This window comes from Proteus mirabilis ATCC 29906, from assembly GCF_000160755.1.
In the GTDB taxonomy this organism is placed as follows: domain Bacteria; phylum Pseudomonadota; class Gammaproteobacteria; order Enterobacterales; family Enterobacteriaceae; genus Proteus; species Proteus mirabilis.
Genome location: NZ_GG668580.1, coordinates 82392 through 98195 on the forward strand (window position 1 = coordinate 82392; position 15804 = coordinate 98195).

Sequence of the window (15804 nt, forward strand, 5' to 3'; positions counted from 1 at the left end):
AATGACAGAAAATAACAAGAAAAAATCACTCTGGACGCGTTTACATATCGATCCATTCTTTATGCTCTGTATTATTGCCTTATTATGCTATAGCGCATTTATTATGTGGACAGCAAGTGGGCAAGATCCCGATATGATGGAACGCAAGCTGGGACAAATTGCTACGGGTTTTATCGTTATGATTATCATGGCGCAGATCCCTCCACGGGTGTATGAAAACTGGGCTCCTCACCTTTACGTATTTTGTGTTGTATTACTTATTTTTGTTGATGTCTTTGGGCAAATTAGTAAAGGTGCACAACGCTGGCTTGATTTAGGTATCATACGTTTTCAGCCTTCTGAAATTGCCAAAATTGCCGTTCCTCTAATGGTCGCTCGCTTTATGAACCGTGATGTTTGCCCGCCAACATTACGTAACACAGCAATAGCCTTAGTGTTGATCTTCGTTCCCACCCTTTTAGTGGCAGCACAACCTGATTTGGGTACCTCTATTTTAATTGCTGCTTCAGGAATTTTTGTTATCTTCCTTGCCGGTATGAGTTGGCGTTTGATTACTGTCGCAACACTATTAATTGCTGGATTTATTCCGATACTCTGGTTTTTCTTGATGCATGATTACCAACGAACACGGGTCATGATGTTACTTGATCCTGAAATTGACCCCTTAGGAGCCGGATATCACATTATCCAATCTAAAATTGCTATCGGTTCTGGTGGATTACATGGCAAAGGTTGGTTACAAGGGACTCAGTCTCAACTTGAATTTTTACCAGAGCGCCATACCGACTTTATTTTTGCCGTACTCGCAGAAGAATTAGGACTGATTGGTGTTTTAATCCTACTAACGCTCTATATACTCTTAATTGCTCGAGGTCTTTATCTCGCGACAAAAGCACAAAATACATTTGGCAGAGTCATGATTGGTGGATTAATGCTGATCTTCTTTGTTTATGTTTTCGTCAATATTGGTATGGTGAGTGGGATCCTCCCAGTAGTCGGCGTGCCATTACCACTGGTAAGCTATGGGGGATCGGCATTAATTGTACTAATGGCAGGATTTGGCATTGTTATGTCAATTCATACACACCGAAAACTATTATCAAAAAGTTTATAATGAGGTTTCTATGCGTTTGCAATGGGTTTTGATGGGTGTCAGTGCATTGCTACTTGCAGGATGTGTTGCTGATAAACCTGTGAATAATAATCAGCCAACCACAAGGTTGCCAAATGTACCTACACAACCCGTATTAGGTATAGAGCCTCGTTATGAGCCTTATCACCCGACTGCGAATCAAGATTATCGTAAAAATGGGGTAATTTATCGCATAGTCAAAGATCCGGCGAACTTTAGTGAACGAGGACAAGCGATTGTTTACGACAGCTTAGCAATGAGTCGCTTAACAACCATAGGTGAACGAGTCAACCCTTATGAGTTTGCTGCGGCACACCCAACATTGCCTATTCCAAGTTATGCGAAAATAACAAACTTAATCAATGGACGCACAATGATTGTGCGAATTAACGATCGTGGCCCTTACGTTGAAGGCAAACAAATACAGGTTACACCTGCTGTTTATAACAGTTTGCAGTTAATGCCAACAACCCCTATTCAAATTGAAGGTATTGTCGTTGATCAAAATGGCCAAATAAGTGGTATTGGTACTCAAGGTGCACAAATAGAGAAAAGAGCCACTACATTACCTGAGCGTCCTAACTTTAATACTCAGCCATCGACAATGGCTCCCCAACCCTCTGTAACAGCACCGTCTCCCATAACAGTGACTCAACCAGCTCCAGCTCCAGCTCCAGCTCCAGCTCCAGCTCCAGCTCCAGCTCCACAGCCAGTATCTTCATCTAGCGCAATAGCGCAAGGATACTATGTACAAGTAGGTGCTTTAAGTAATCAAACTAATGCACAAACATGGTTATCTGAATTAACCAATGCTTTAAATACCCAAGGTGTCATTAATACAACTGATGGACTACATAAAGTGCAATTAGGCCCCTACTCATCAAAAACGCAAGCCGAAACAATAAAAAGTGCTTTGAAACAAAGTAAAAATATCGATGGGTTTATTGTTAGCCAATAAAGGGTAATAATTCGTAAAAACTCTTTTTCTAAAAGCAAATTCAGGCATAGAATCACCTGAGTTTGCTGATATTTTTCTTATCAACTTTTATTTATTTTCCCTGAATTTCCGGAACAGACAAACAGAATGAAACAGACACGCCCAGTGAAATTACTAAGAACACGTCTATTTAGTGCAACCTTTATTTTATTAGCTATTAGCCATCATGCTATTGCTGATGACACATTAAAAACAATGATACCCGCTGTTCCTAATATCGAAGCCGAATCCTATATTCTTATCGACTATAATTCTGGGAAAGTCCTCGCGGAAAAAAACGCAGATGTCCGTCGTGATCCAGCCAGTTTAACCAAAATGATGACCAGTTATGTTATAGGTCAAGCCATTCGTGCAGGAAAAATATCGAACAACGATATTGTTCCTATTGGTGAAGAAGCATGGGCAACGGGCAACCCTGTATTTCGCGGCTCATCATTAATGTTTTTAAAACCCGGTGATAAAGTCACCGTTTCACAATTAACACGCGGTATCAATCTACAATCAGGTAATGATGCCTGTGTAGCAATGGCCTCTTATGTTGCGGGAAGCCAAGATACCTTTGTCACTATGATGAATGACTATGTTAAGCGTCTAGGTTTACAAAACACACAATTTCAAACTGTACATGGTTTAGATGCACCTGGGCAATACAGTAGTGCACGAGATATGGCATTGATTGGCGCCGCATTAATTCGTGATGTTCCAGAAGAATATGCCATTTATAAAGAAAAAGAGTTTACCTACAATAATATCCGTCAAACTAACCGTAATGGGTTACTTTGGGATACTAGCCTCAATGTTGATGGTATTAAAACAGGTCATACTGAAGCTGCGGGTTATAATCTTGTTGCCTCTGCAACAGAAGGAAATATGCGCTTGATTTCTGCCGTGATGGGTGGACACTCATCTAAAGGCCGTGATGCTGAAAGTAAAAAACTACTTACTTGGGGTTTTCGCTTCTTTGAAACGGTAAAACCGCTGCAGGTGGGTAAAGAGTTTGCCGCTGAACCTATCTGGTATGGTGATACTGATAAAGTGCAATTAGGGGTTGATAAAGATGTTTATCTCACGATCCCCCGTGGCCGACTCAAAGATCTAAAGGCCAGTTATGTATTAGATAATGTTGAATTACATGCGCCAGTCAGTAAAAACCAAGTGGTTGGCACCATTAATTTCCAACTTGATGGGCAAGTCATTGAACAACGTCCACTTGTTGTTATGAATGAAGTGAAAGAAGGTGGCATTTTCAGCCGCTTGATTGATTACATCAAATTATTATTTTCACGTTGGTTTGGTTAAGGCTTGAAAAGGATAAATGTGTCCATATATAAAGATTATATCGATATTGGAATAAACACATTTACCCATTCTATATTTACCCTAACTATCAGTATCGCATTCCTCATTATAGGAGGAATGCGCTTTTTATTTGTGCTGATGAGGTGTAAAAGAGATTATTAAAACAACATCGCCTGTTGTCTTAAGGATTACATTATGATGAAAACAAAATTAAACGAACTATTAGAGTTCCCTTGCTCATTTACTTACAAAGTCATGGGTCATGCTAAACCCGAATTAGTTGACCAAGTCGTTGAAGTGATCCAGCGTCATGCACCCGGTGATTATACACCTTCAGTAAAACCAAGTAGCAAAGGTAACTATCACTCAGTCTCTGTGACTATCAACGCAACGCATATTGAACAAGTAGAAACCCTCTATAAAGAGTTAGGTGAATTAGAGCTTGTTCGCATGGTGTTATAATTTTTTTCTATTTGCCCCCTTACCCTATTAGGGGGCATTAGACGTACTTAAGAAGCAATATTACGCAGTATCTTCTCTTTATCTTTCTCTTTCACCTTACTTCTTATATTAATTCTTATTATTTCGTTATTGATTTGTCACCTAGATTTAGTAAGTCTCACTTAAATAAAAGCCTAATTGGGGTTAATCGCCAATTAAGCACTGCTTGGTTAATCACATCTATCCCCCTTCTCACTACGTCGTTTTTTTATCAATATTCCTTTATCAAACACAAACTGAAGCAATAATCTCATCTCATTCTGGTAGTTCATTTGTTGGAGCGTTATACTGCCTTTCACAATTACGCTACAAATGAAGATTTTCACGGTGCAAGATAAAACAATCATTATTCGCCAATTGGGTATGAAACCCTATTTACCGGTTTCTGATTCTATGCATCAGTTTACGGAAAAACGGGAAAGTCATACACCTGATGAAATATGGCTGGTTCAACATGAACAGGTTTTTACCCAAGGTCAAGCGGGTAAAGCAGAACACCTTTTAAACACAGGCTCTATACCGGTGATCCAATCTGACCGAGGTGGACAAGTGACCTACCACGGCCCTGGCCAACAAGTGATGTATGTTTTGCTTGATCTAAAACGTAACCATATTGGCGTTCGCCAATTAGTCACTGTTTTAGAGAATACTGTGATCAACACACTCGCAGAATTTAATGTAGACGCATATGCTCGTGCAGATGCACCGGGCGTGTATGTTAATGGTGATAAAATTTGCTCTTTGGGATTACGTATACGCAAAGGTTGCTCTTTTCACGGTCTAGCACTTAATGTTGATATGGACTTATCTCCTTTTACGCGAATAAATCCTTGTGGTTATCCTGATCTAAAAATGACACAACTGGTTGATTTGGCGCCGAATGCAACATCGGAACAAGTGGCATCATTATTAATCAACCATTTTTGTACACAACTGGGATTCCAACCACAGCAATAAAAATGCTATAATTTTTTTAACATTTATCATTTTTTTTTAAAACCTTGATTACCTCAGTCACATCGTGTTAATCACCCTAGATAACTGGAACTGGCACAATTATGAGTAAACCTATTCAGATGGAACGCGGCGTAAAATATCGTGACGCCGATAAAATGGCACTTATTCCTGTTAAAACAATCGTTACAGAACGTGAAGAACTGCTACGCAAACCTGAGTGGATGAAAATAAAGTTGCCCGCAGATTCAAGTAAAATTCAAGGTATTAAAGCGGCCATGCGTAAAAATGGCCTGCATTCTGTTTGTGAAGAGGCTTCATGCCCTAATCTTGCAGAATGTTTTAACCACGGTACCGCAACCTTTATGATCTTAGGGGCAATCTGTACGCGTCGTTGCCCATTTTGCGACGTTGCTCATGGTCGTCCTAACGCACCCGATCCCCAAGAGCCAATTAAATTAGCCCAAACGATAAAAGATATGGGATTACGTTATGTTGTTATCACCTCAGTAGATCGCGATGACCTACGCGATGGTGGTGCACAACATTTTGCCGATTGTATTACCGCTATCCGTGAAAAAAATCCTAATATTCGCATCGAAACTTTAGTCCCTGATTTCCGTGGTCGTATGGATAAAGCATTAGAGATCCTCACTGACACACCACCAGACGTCTTTAACCACAATTTAGAAAACGTACCTCGTGTTTATCGTCAAGTGCGTCCTGGTGCGAACTATCAATGGTCTCTAACGTTACTAGAACGCTTTAAACAAGCCCACCCAAATATTCCAACTAAATCGGGGTTAATGGTCGGTTTAGGTGAAACAAATGAAGAAATTATTGACGTGATGCGCGATCTGCGTAAACATGGTGTAACGATGCTGACATTAGGGCAATATTTACAACCCAGTCGTCACCATCTTCCTGTTCAACGCTACGTCAGTCCTGACGAGTTTGAATATATGAAAGAGCAAGCATTAGCAATGGGCTTTACCCACGCCGCTTGTGGACCATTTGTTCGTTCGTCTTATCATGCTGATCTTCAAGCTCAAGGGATTGAGGTTAAATAACGATTAATCTCTCTTATGCTTAACATTGCAATAGCTGTATTTATCGGCGGTGGTTTAGGTAGCGTACTACGCTGGCTAATTAGCTACCGCCTCAATTCTCTTTTTCCCCATTTTGCAACGGGGACCTTGGTCGCTAACTGTATTGGTGCCTTTATTATCGCCTTTGGCATTGCTTGGTTTAGTAAGGCTCCCAATATTGATCCTATTTGGAAAATCATGCTTACCACAGGTTTTTGTGGTGGCTTAACCACCTTTTCTACTTTTTCCGTTGAGGTGGTCGCCTTATTTAATGAAGGACGAATAGGCTGGGCATTAGGCACCATGGGGGCAAACTTAGCGGGCTCGTTTCTGATGACGGCATTCGCATTCTGGCTACTCCGTGAAATGTAGTCTCTTTAACAAGATAAAAACCGTTAATCATAAAGTTGTACTCTTTTAGTTAAGCGATTTATAAGGCCTGAACTTAATATTCAACCAATGTCAGGCCTTTTAATTTGATTTTGTTCCCGGTGGTATTACTCAATAAATTAGCCAATTTTATCAATACATTCATTGATATTTTGAAATGATAGCTATGATGTATTCTTGATTTTAATAATTTAAAAAACTTTCAACCACGGTATTTATCCCGCAGCTAGATACGCAAGCTCCTCTTTAAATTTCTCAAGTCTTTTTTCATCATCAAAACGAGCGAGAGTTATGCAGTGTGGCAAGCATAGTCACCCTAAGTAGCAATGATGATGTTTAAATCCCCCCTGTATTTGACATAAAAAGACCCCCAATAATGGGTTGTCCAACTATTAGAGTATTTCAAATAGTATTTTTAAGAAAACAGTTTAATTTATTATTATCTATTTTCAATTTTTGTTATTTTTAGGTTTTTTATTATTGTTTTTGATGAGGGTTTTATATCTAATAAATGAAATTTTTTGTTGGTATCTTGATGATTTAATTGTTATTAAATTAATTCAATTATTTTTATAATAATGAGAAATTAAATGCCTCACCATTCACATTACATTTTACATGATGAGCTTATTGGTTTTGATATCTTTAAATATATAGATATTAAATTTATTTTTTCCAATAATAGGAAAAGGAGTGTTATTTACAGGCTTATTTTTTGCCGAGATGAAAATTATCATTCATTAATTAATAAGTTATATGCCGAAAATATAAAAAATTTAACTATTAGTGTTGTTAGTTTTTATAATATAGAGACTGAAAACTATCAAAATTGTGATATGTTTGATAAACCGCCAGATTCAATTAATTTGACATCATCAGAAACTCGGTATCTTTACATAACACTCATTGACATTATTCTTTTGATAGCACAAACTGAAAAAATAGATATTTTGACTTTCCAAGCATACAGTGAAGAGCTCAGAAGAGTTTATATTCGATTAATTAATAAGTACGCTGAATCGAAAAATTTAAATGTTTACGTTGAGGAGGCTTATTTTGTTATACAAACAAATATCTAAAAAGACAAACGACAATGTTGACTATAACGCTATTAAAGTCCAGAAAAATGAGTTACTTCTTCGTTTTCAGCAGGCTAAAAAGAAGGCAGAACAAGATAGTCAGCTTTTAGTAAAATAGTTTTAATTTATTTTAATAAATACTGTTCAGAAAGTGTCTGAAATGCTTCACCCGCTGACCATTGATTGGCAATGATGATGTTTAAATCCCCCCTGTATTTGACATAAAAAGACCCCCAATAATTGGTTGTCCAACTATTGGGGGTCATTTCAAAAACGTTTTTTACTTTTGGAGAAGTCGTTAATTAGATAGCGACAACGTTTGCAGCAGATGGCCCTTTCGCGCCGTCAGTAACTTCAAACTCTACCTTTTGACCTTCAGCAAGTGTTTTAAAACCTTCTGAAACAATAGCGGAAAAGTGGACGAACACATCTTTACTGCCATCTTCTGGAGTGATAAAACCAAAACCTTTAGTTTCGTTAAACCACTTAACGTTACCTTTTAATTTAGACATCAAGTTTACCTTTAAAATAGAAAATAAACGCAAGCGTTTTGCGTTGGCTATAGTAAAACAAAAATGATGATTCGCTGTCCACAGTCTAGATCACGAAACGCGTATTTTTTTTCTGTTAAACGATTATTATTCAGACAAATCCCATAACTTAAGCCATTAATCACTTAAGAAATAGTGCTTAATACTTACAATATAAACTATTCGTCAATATCCACTTTTTCATAGTGTAATAGCCAACGTTTGATATCAAGTCCCCCAGTATAGCCTACTAACTTACCATTATGACCAATGACGCGATGGCAAGGAATAATTAACGAGATTGGGTTACGTGAATTTGCCATTCCTACCGCTCTGCAATAGTTGACGGAACCTAATGTAAGTGCCAACTTTTTATAACTCCAAATTTCACCATAAGGAATAGACTGTAAAGTCTGCCAAACGCGTATTTGAAATTCGGTTCCTTTAGGCGCTAGTGGCACTGAAAATAGGGTGCGTTTACCCGAAAAATACTCTTTTAACTGTTTTATACACAGGTCAATTATGGCATTTGAATTAACTAACGCCTCTTTTTCACTAACAAAGTTAAGGCTGGTGATGCCATCATCATCTGCAGTAATGGATATATAAGGCTTTGGAAAACCTTTCGGCGTATTGAGATAATCTTGGTACATAATGTGTTCTCTATTGATTTGTCTGTATCATCAAGATTAAAACATGCTTTGTAAGTAAATCAATCATCTAATTTTCTACTATACCTAATAAAAATTGCTCAAATGAGCGATAAGAAAATAAAATAAATCTGCTAACTGCTTAATTTTAATAATAATCATTATCAAAAATAAAAAACACCATATCTAGTGTGGTTGAAAAAGAATAAACCTATATATAGTATTTAAGTACTTTTCATTGTGACTGTGAGCAGACACATTCACATTTTTATAAGGGTTATTCTATGTCTGTGATCCTCTATACCAAACCAAATTGTGTTCAATGCAGTGCAACCGAGCGCGCATTACAACAACAAAAAATTCCTTTCACTGCGGTTGATCTCACCCAAGACACTCAAGCATTAGCAAAAATAGTTTCTATGGGATATCGCCAAGTACCAGTTGTCGTTAATGGTGACGAACATTGGTCTGGCTTCTGCCCAGATAAAATTCGTCAAATAGCGCGCTAAAGGAGCAACTTATGCAATCGACTGCCCCTTTAATTTATTTCTCTAGTCGCTCAGAAAATTGTCACCGCTTCGTACAAAAACTTAATCTACAAGCGACAAGGATAAAAGAGGATGAACCACTACAAGCCACACAACCTTTTGTGTTGCTCTGCCCAACTTATGGTGGCGGTGGCGTTAAAGGCGCAGTGCCTAAAGCGGTGATCCAGTTTTTAAATATTCCTGAAAATCGCCAATTAATACGCGGTGTTATTGCTTCAGGAAATACCAATTTTGGCTCTGCTTACGGCTTAGCAGGTGACATTATTGCACAAAAATGCCAAGTCCCTTTTCTCTATCGTTTTGAGTTACTTGGTACGCCTGAAGATGTTAAACGTGTAAAAACCGGATTAAGCACATTTTGGTCAGCTAGCAAATAATGACTAAAAAGTGAATGAGATAAAAAATATGACCCACTCTATAGAACAACTCGATTATCACGCCTTAAATGCCATGCTCAATCTCTATGATGAGCAAGGCAATATCCAGTTTGATAAAGACAAATTAGCCACCCACCATTTTTTTCGTCAACACGTTAATCAAAATACGGTGTTTTTTCATGATCTAAAAGAAAAGCTCGATTTTCTGGTGCAACAACACTACTACGAAGCACAAGTATTAGAGCAGTACGATTTCCCGTTTATCAAACAGCTTTTTAAGCATGCCTATAGCAAAAAATTTCGCTTTCAATCGTTCCTAGGTGCATTTAAATACTACACCAGTTACACCTTAAAAACCTTTGATGGTGAGCGTTATCTCGAACGCTATGAAGATCGTGTTTGTATGGTTGCCTTAACCCTAGCACAGGGGAATACCAAACTCGCCACTCACCTTGTCGATGAGATAATTAGTGGCCGTTTCCAGCCTGCAACCCCTACTTTCTTAAATTGTGGAAAAAAACAGCGTGGCGAATTGGTCTCTTGTTTTTTATTACGTATCGAAGACAACATGGAGTCCATTGGCCGAGCAGTCAATTCTGCGTTGCAATTGTCGAAACGTGGCGGAGGTGTTGCTTTCTTACTGACTAATTTACGAGAAGCAGGAGCCCCCATAAAACGCATTGAAAACCAATCGTCTGGCGTAGTACCGGTGATGAAAATGCTTGAAGATGCCTTCTCATATGCCAATCAATTAGGCGCAAGACAAGGTGCTGGAGCGGTTTATCTCCATGCTCATCATCCTGATATCTATCATTTTCTAGATACAAAACGAGAAAATGCTGATGAAAAAATACGTATTAAGACGCTTTCATTAGGTGTCGTTATTCCCGACATTACCTTTGAATTAGCTAAACGCAACGAAGATATGTATCTATTTTCACCTTATGATGTAGAACGAGTATATGGCGTTCCTATGTCAGAAATCAGTATTAGCGAAAAATATACTGAAATGGTCAACAATGCAGAGATACGTAAGAAAAAAATTAAAGCACGGGCATTTTTTCAAACTTTAGCTGAAATTCAATTTGAATCAGGTTATCCCTATATTATGTTTGAAGATACCGTCAATCGCGCAAATCCGATTGCGGGCCGAATTAATATGAGCAATTTATGCTCAGAAATCTTACAAGTAAATAGTGCCAGTGAATACAATCCTGATTTAAGTTATCGACAAATTGGTCATGATATTAGCTGTAATCTCGGATCAATGAATATCGCCATGGCGATGGACTCACCAGATTTTGCGCATACCGTAAATGTTGCCATCAGAGCACTGACGAGTGTGGCACAAATGACTAAAATAGAATCAGTACCTTCTATTGAAAAAGGCAACCAAGCATCTCATGCCATTGGCTTAGGGCAAATGAACTTACATGGTTATTTAGCCCGTGAAGGGATTTATTATGGTTCAGAAGAAGGACTTGATTTTACCAATATCTATTTCTATACCGTAACATACTATGCCCTTTTAGCCTCTAACCAATTAGCGATAGAGACTAAACAGCGCTTTAAAGGGTTTGAACAGTCAAAATATGCCACTGGGGAGTATTTTGATAAATATTTATCAAAACAGTGGTTACCTAAAACCCAAAAAGTCCACCAGCTATTTAGCCAATCCAATATTCATATTCCAACCCAAGAAGATTGGCAAAAACTTAAGCTCTCGATTATGACTCACGGTATTTATAATCAAAACTTACAAGCAATACCACCAACAGGATCAATCTCTTATATCAATCACTCTACATCGAGTATTCACCCCATTGTGGCACCGATTGAAATAAGAAAAGAAGGTAAAATCGGTCGGGTTTATTACCCCGCCCCTTTTATGACCAATGAAAACCGTCATTTTTATCAAGATGCTTATGAAATTGGCGCAGAAAAAATTATCGATACCTATGCCCAAGCATCACAACATATCGACCAAGGATTGTCGCTAACATTATTCTTTTCTGATGAAGCAACCACAAGGGATGTTAATAAAGCACAAATTTATGCATGGCGTAAAGGTATAAAGACCTTGTATTACATTCGTATTAGACAAACAGCATTAGCCGGCACAGAAATAAAAGGCTGTGTTTCATGCGCCCTTTAATAATAATGATAAGGAAAGTGTTACTATGTCTGCATCTTATTTAAGTCGTGTTAATGCGATAAATTGGAATCGTATTGAAGATGAAAAAGATTTAGAAGTTTGGAACCGTTTAACCATGAATTTTTGGTTACCCGAAAAAATTCCACTTTCTAATGATATACCTTCATGGAATACCTTAACCCAAGCTGAAAAACAGTTGACTATCCGTGTATTTACAGGGCTTACACTGCTCGATACGATACAAAATACGGTCGGGGCACCAACCTTAATGCCTGATGCTCAGACTCCCCATGAAGAGGCGGTATTATCGAATATCTGTTTTATGGAAGCGGTACATGCTCGCTCTTATAGCTCGATATTTTCGACACTCTGCTTAACAACAGATGTTGATGATGCTTATCGTTGGAGTGAAGAAAATACCTATTTGCAAAAGAAATCAGATATTATTCTGCGTTATTATCAAGATAGTGATCCATTAAAGAAAAAAATTGCCAGTGTATTTTTAGAGTCTTTTTTATTCTATTCTGGATTTTATTTACCAATGTATTGGTCAAGTCGAGGGAAATTAACCAATACAGCCGACTTAATTCGTTTAATTATTCGTGACGAAGCTGTGCATGGTTATTATATTGGCTATAAATTCCAAAATCAGTTATTAAATAAATCATCATTAGAGAAACAAGATATTAAAGACTTTGCTTTCTCATTATTATTAGATTTATATGATAATGAAGTTAAATATACAGAAGATCTCTACGACTCTGTCGGTTGGACAGAAGATGTAAAAAAATTCCTTCATTATAATGCGAATAAAGCGCTGATGAATTTAGGTTATGAAGCACTATTTCCAGATGAAATAACTAATGTTAGTCCAGCAATACTTTCATCACTATCGCCAGATGCAAATGAAAATCATGATTTCTTTTCTGGCTCAGGCTCTTCTTATGTTATTGGTAAAACGATCAATACCGAAGATGATGACTGGGATTTCTAGCTAACCCTCTACAGTAAAAAATAGAATACATTCATATTAATTATGAATTAATCAATTAATATAATGCACTGAAAAATAAAACTTATTTTTTAGTGCCTTTTTATTTGCTTGAAAAACAACCTTATTGTGTAATTTTTACCGTCCCATTAACCAGAATTATCAATTTTTTACGAATGATTTTTATGACTAGTTATCGATAACTTAAGATCACCCCTCAAAAAACATAAGATTTTTTAATGTTAATGCATTTTTTTCTATTTTTATTTTATCAGTATCTTTTTACATTTTTTTATTTTGTTGTTATTTCTATTGTGATGATAATTAAAATTAACATCTGAATAAAAATAATGTTATTTCATACAGTTAGTATGTTTTTTTTGACTTCTTTCTTTTCTATAATTTTACTTTATTTAATTATTAATTATCAAAAAAAACCTAAAAAAATCACAAAATTATTTGTTTAATTATAATTAACATAGGGTTGTCAGGCTTGTTCATTATGATAGGGTAATTCCCCTACTAAAAATCTCAATTTAGGAAAAACAACAAACTAATTTATTAACATTTAATTTATTCCTTTCATATTTAAATAGGAAAATAGATATTGCATGGCAATTAAACTCGAAGTAAAAAACCTATATAAAATATTTGGTGAGCACCCTAAACGTGCCTTTGAATTATTAGGATCTGGTATGAACAAAGACCAAATCTTTGATAAAACAGGGTTAACCGTTGGTGTGCAAAATGCCAATCTGGCCATTGAAGAAGGCGAAATATTTGTCATCATGGGATTATCAGGCTCTGGTAAATCTACATTAGTGCGCCTTCTCAATCGTCTGATAGATCCCACTAAAGGCGAAGTCCTTATTGATGGTGAAAATATCACCACCATGTCTGATAAAGATTTACGACAAGTTCGACGTAAAAAAATCAGTATGGTGTTTCAATCATTCGCTTTAATGCCTCATATGAATGTACTCGATAATACAGCATTTGGTATGGAGCTTGCAGGCATTAGCAAAGAAGAGCGCTATGAAAAAGCCATGGCAGCATTAGAGCAAGTTAACTTAAGCTCTCATGCTCAATCTTGGCCGGATGAGTTATCCGGTGGGATGCGACAACGTATTGGGCTTGCTCGTGCACTGGCCAATGATCCTGATATCTTATTAATGGATGAGGCATTCTCCGCACTTGACCCATTAATCCGAACAGAAATGCAAGATGAGTTATTGAGCTTACAAGGTGATAAACAACGCACCATTGTATTTATTTCTCATGATCTGGATGAAGCCATGCGTATTGGTGATCGTATCGCGATTATGCAAGGCGGTGTGGTGGTACAAATCGGTACCCCTGATGAAATTCTTAATAACCCAGCCAATGATTATGTACGTACCTTCTTCCGTGGCGTTGATATCAGTCATGTATTTAGCGCTAAAGATATTGCTAAACGTCGCCCAGAAACACTACTGCATATTGCGCCAGGTTTTGGTCCCCGTTCAGCATTAAAAGTACTGGAAGATGAAGATAGAAACTTTGGTTATTTAATTGAGCGAGGACGGAAATTTGCAGGTATTGTTTCTGTCACTTCTCTTGAAGAAGCATTAAAAGCGAAGCAACCTATTGGATCCGCTATTTTAACTGAACCTTGTGCGATTAATGGTGATACACCATTAAATGAACTGATTTCTACTGTTGCGCAATCTCCCTGTGCGATCCCTGTTATTGATGAAAAAAACCGTTATATCGGCTTAATTTCGAAAGGAATGTTGTTACAAGCACTGGATAAGGAGACACCAAATGAGTAAGACAAATAACCAAGCCAATCCTTGGGAAGCGGACACTCAAGAAGCGGCAACAGAAAACGCCAATACAACACAAAATTCAGCGCAAGAAACGCATAACAACACAGATACAGACAATGATCCTTGGGCAACCACGGATAGCAACACTACTGATACCGACCCTTGGAGTAGTAGCGCTGGCGGTGATACCGGTGGAGCTGATGCTGATCCTTGGGGTACAGGGAGTGGCACTGACGGCAGTGATCTCTCTTCTGGTACTGATTGGCTAGATGCCATGCCAACAGAAAGTACACCTGATCACTTTAATATTATGGATCCATTTAATCATACGCTGATCCCACTAGATTCTTGGGTAACGGATGGTATTGACTGGATTGTGCTGCATTTTCGTCCTATTTTCCAAGGGATACGCGTTCCAGTCGATTTAGTATTAGGTGGCTTTGAAAACTTTCTTACCTCAATGCCTGCACCTGTTGCGATTATTTTATTTTCACTGATTGCATGGCAACTTTCAGGTAAGGTGATGGGAATAAGCGCTTTTATTTCACTGATCTTAATCGGTGCTATTGGTGCATGGTCTGAAGCGATGATAACCCTTGCATTAGTGCTGACCTCATTACTATTCTGCCTGATTATTGGTCTCCCCTTAGGGATATGGCTTGCACATAGTGACAGAGCATCAAAAATTGTCAGACCACTTTTAGATGCCATGCAAACAACCCCCGCTTTCGTTTACTTAGTACCTATCGTGATGTTATTCGGGATTGGTAACGTACCCGGTGTAGTTGTCACGATTATTTTCGCCTTACCACCGATAGTGCGATTAACTATTTTAGGTATCAAACAAGTACCGGAAGATCTCATTGAGGCGGCTCAATCATTTGGGGCAAATCCTCGACAAATGTTGTTTAAAGTACAATTACCGCTGGCAATGCCAACGATTATGGCTGGGGTAAACCAAACCTTAATGTTAGCACTGTCAATGGTTGTTATCGCATCAATGATAGCCGTTGGTGGTTTAGGTCAAATGGTATTACGTGGTATTGGTCGCCTAGATATGGGATTAGCGGCTGTAGGTGGTGCCGGTATTGTGATCCTCGCGATTATTCTTGACCGCTTAACTCAATCTTTAGGCCAAAATAGTCGCCTGAAAGGTAATAGACGCTGGTATATGACAGGCCCGATTGGTTTGATCTGCCGCCTGTTTGGTAAAAAAGCCGCATAACTCATACTGGCAATAAGATTAACTAACAATCAAACATATTTATTCAATTAATATAAGAGATAACAGTAGCACGACACAGC

General features: G+C 37.8%; 16 protein-coding genes. 14 read left to right on the plus strand and 2 right to left on the minus strand.

All coding sequences use genetic code 11. From position 1 onward, the window contains the following. Position 1: 1 nt before the first annotated feature. The 8 genes from mrdB to HMPREF0693_RS13685 all read left to right on the plus strand — a co-directional run bounded on the left by mrdB (position 2) and on the right by HMPREF0693_RS13685 (position 7440). The gene (gene mrdB / locus HMPREF0693_RS13650) at positions 2-1114 is read left to right on the plus strand and encodes a peptidoglycan glycosyltransferase MrdB (protein ID WP_004246052.1); all 1113 of its coding nucleotides are present in this window, start codon (positions 2-4) and stop codon (positions 1112-1114) included. Between the two features lie 10 nt (positions 1115-1124). Then, entirely contained in the window at positions 1125-2090 is a 966-nt protein-coding gene (rlpA, locus tag HMPREF0693_RS13655; RefSeq protein WP_004246053.1) for an endolytic peptidoglycan transglycosylase RlpA, read from the plus strand. A gap of 126 nt (positions 2091-2216) precedes the next feature. Next, on the plus strand, positions 2217-3428 hold the full coding sequence (dacA, locus tag HMPREF0693_RS13660) for a D-alanyl-D-alanine carboxypeptidase DacA (RefSeq protein ID WP_004246054.1): 1212 nt from the start codon (positions 2217-2219) through the stop codon (positions 3426-3428). A gap of 198 nt (positions 3429-3626) precedes the next feature. Further along, positions 3627-3890 carry a DUF493 family protein YbeD gene (gene ybeD, locus HMPREF0693_RS13665; protein WP_026090527.1) on the plus strand — a complete coding sequence of 88 codons (264 nt, stop codon included), beginning with the start codon at positions 3627-3629 and terminating at the stop codon, positions 3888-3890. 351 nt (positions 3891-4241) lie between these two features. Further along, entirely contained in the window at positions 4242-4886 is a 645-nt protein-coding gene (gene lipB / locus HMPREF0693_RS13670; protein ID WP_004246056.1) for a lipoyl(octanoyl) transferase LipB, read from the plus strand. 101 nt (positions 4887-4987) lie between these two features. Beyond that, on the plus strand, positions 4988-5953 hold the full coding sequence (lipA, locus tag HMPREF0693_RS13675) for a lipoyl synthase (RefSeq protein ID WP_004246057.1): 966 nt from the start codon (positions 4988-4990) through the stop codon (positions 5951-5953). A 15-nt stretch (positions 5954-5968) separates the two neighbouring features. Next, entirely contained in the window at positions 5969-6343 is a 375-nt protein-coding gene (gene crcB, locus HMPREF0693_RS13680) for a fluoride efflux transporter CrcB (protein WP_004246058.1), read from the plus strand. Between the two features lie 608 nt (positions 6344-6951). Next, a complete protein-coding gene (locus HMPREF0693_RS13685; RefSeq protein ID WP_004246061.1) occupies positions 6952-7440 on the plus strand; it encodes a hypothetical protein in 489 nt (162 codons plus the stop codon). A gap of 302 nt (positions 7441-7742) precedes the next feature. Here HMPREF0693_RS13685 and cspE read toward each other — a convergent pair whose 3' ends face one another. Beyond that, a complete protein-coding gene (gene cspE / locus HMPREF0693_RS13690; RefSeq protein WP_004246068.1) occupies positions 7743-7952 on the minus strand; it encodes a transcription antiterminator/RNA stability regulator CspE in 210 nt (69 codons plus the stop codon). Between the two features lie 197 nt (positions 7953-8149). Further along, positions 8150-8623, minus strand: coding sequence for a methylated-DNA--[protein]-cysteine S-methyltransferase (locus HMPREF0693_RS13695; protein WP_004246069.1), 474 nt, complete (start codon positions 8621-8623; stop codon positions 8150-8152). 281 nt (positions 8624-8904) lie between these two features. Between HMPREF0693_RS13695 and nrdH the strand changes: the two genes are divergently transcribed. The 6 genes from nrdH to proW all read left to right on the plus strand — a co-directional run bounded on the left by nrdH (position 8905) and on the right by proW (position 15724). Then, the gene (nrdH, locus tag HMPREF0693_RS13700; protein WP_004246071.1) at positions 8905-9129 is read left to right on the plus strand and encodes a glutaredoxin-like protein NrdH; all 225 of its coding nucleotides are present in this window, start codon (positions 8905-8907) and stop codon (positions 9127-9129) included. An 11-nt stretch (positions 9130-9140) separates the two neighbouring features. After that, the gene (gene nrdI, locus HMPREF0693_RS13705) at positions 9141-9545 is read left to right on the plus strand and encodes a class Ib ribonucleoside-diphosphate reductase assembly flavoprotein NrdI (RefSeq protein WP_004246072.1); all 405 of its coding nucleotides are present in this window, start codon (positions 9141-9143) and stop codon (positions 9543-9545) included. A gap of 28 nt (positions 9546-9573) precedes the next feature. Next, on the plus strand, positions 9574-11700 hold the full coding sequence (nrdE, locus tag HMPREF0693_RS13710) for a class 1b ribonucleoside-diphosphate reductase subunit alpha (RefSeq protein WP_004252248.1): 2127 nt from the start codon (positions 9574-9576) through the stop codon (positions 11698-11700). A 25-nt stretch (positions 11701-11725) separates the two neighbouring features. Next, complete coding sequence (nrdF, locus tag HMPREF0693_RS13715) at positions 11726-12694, plus strand: class 1b ribonucleoside-diphosphate reductase subunit beta (RefSeq protein WP_004247427.1); 969 nt, start codon at positions 11726-11728, stop codon at positions 12692-12694. Between the two features lie 608 nt (positions 12695-13302). Further along, positions 13303-14502, plus strand: a complete 1200-nt coding sequence (proV, locus tag HMPREF0693_RS13720) for a glycine betaine/L-proline ABC transporter ATP-binding protein ProV (RefSeq protein ID WP_004246075.1) — start codon at positions 13303-13305, stop codon at positions 14500-14502. Then, positions 14495-15724, plus strand: coding sequence for a glycine betaine/L-proline ABC transporter permease ProW (gene proW, locus HMPREF0693_RS13725; RefSeq protein WP_004246076.1), 1230 nt, complete (start codon positions 14495-14497; stop codon positions 15722-15724). The genes proV and proW overlap by 8 nt, the downstream gene beginning before the upstream one ends. Positions 15725-15804 lie beyond the last annotated feature (80 nt).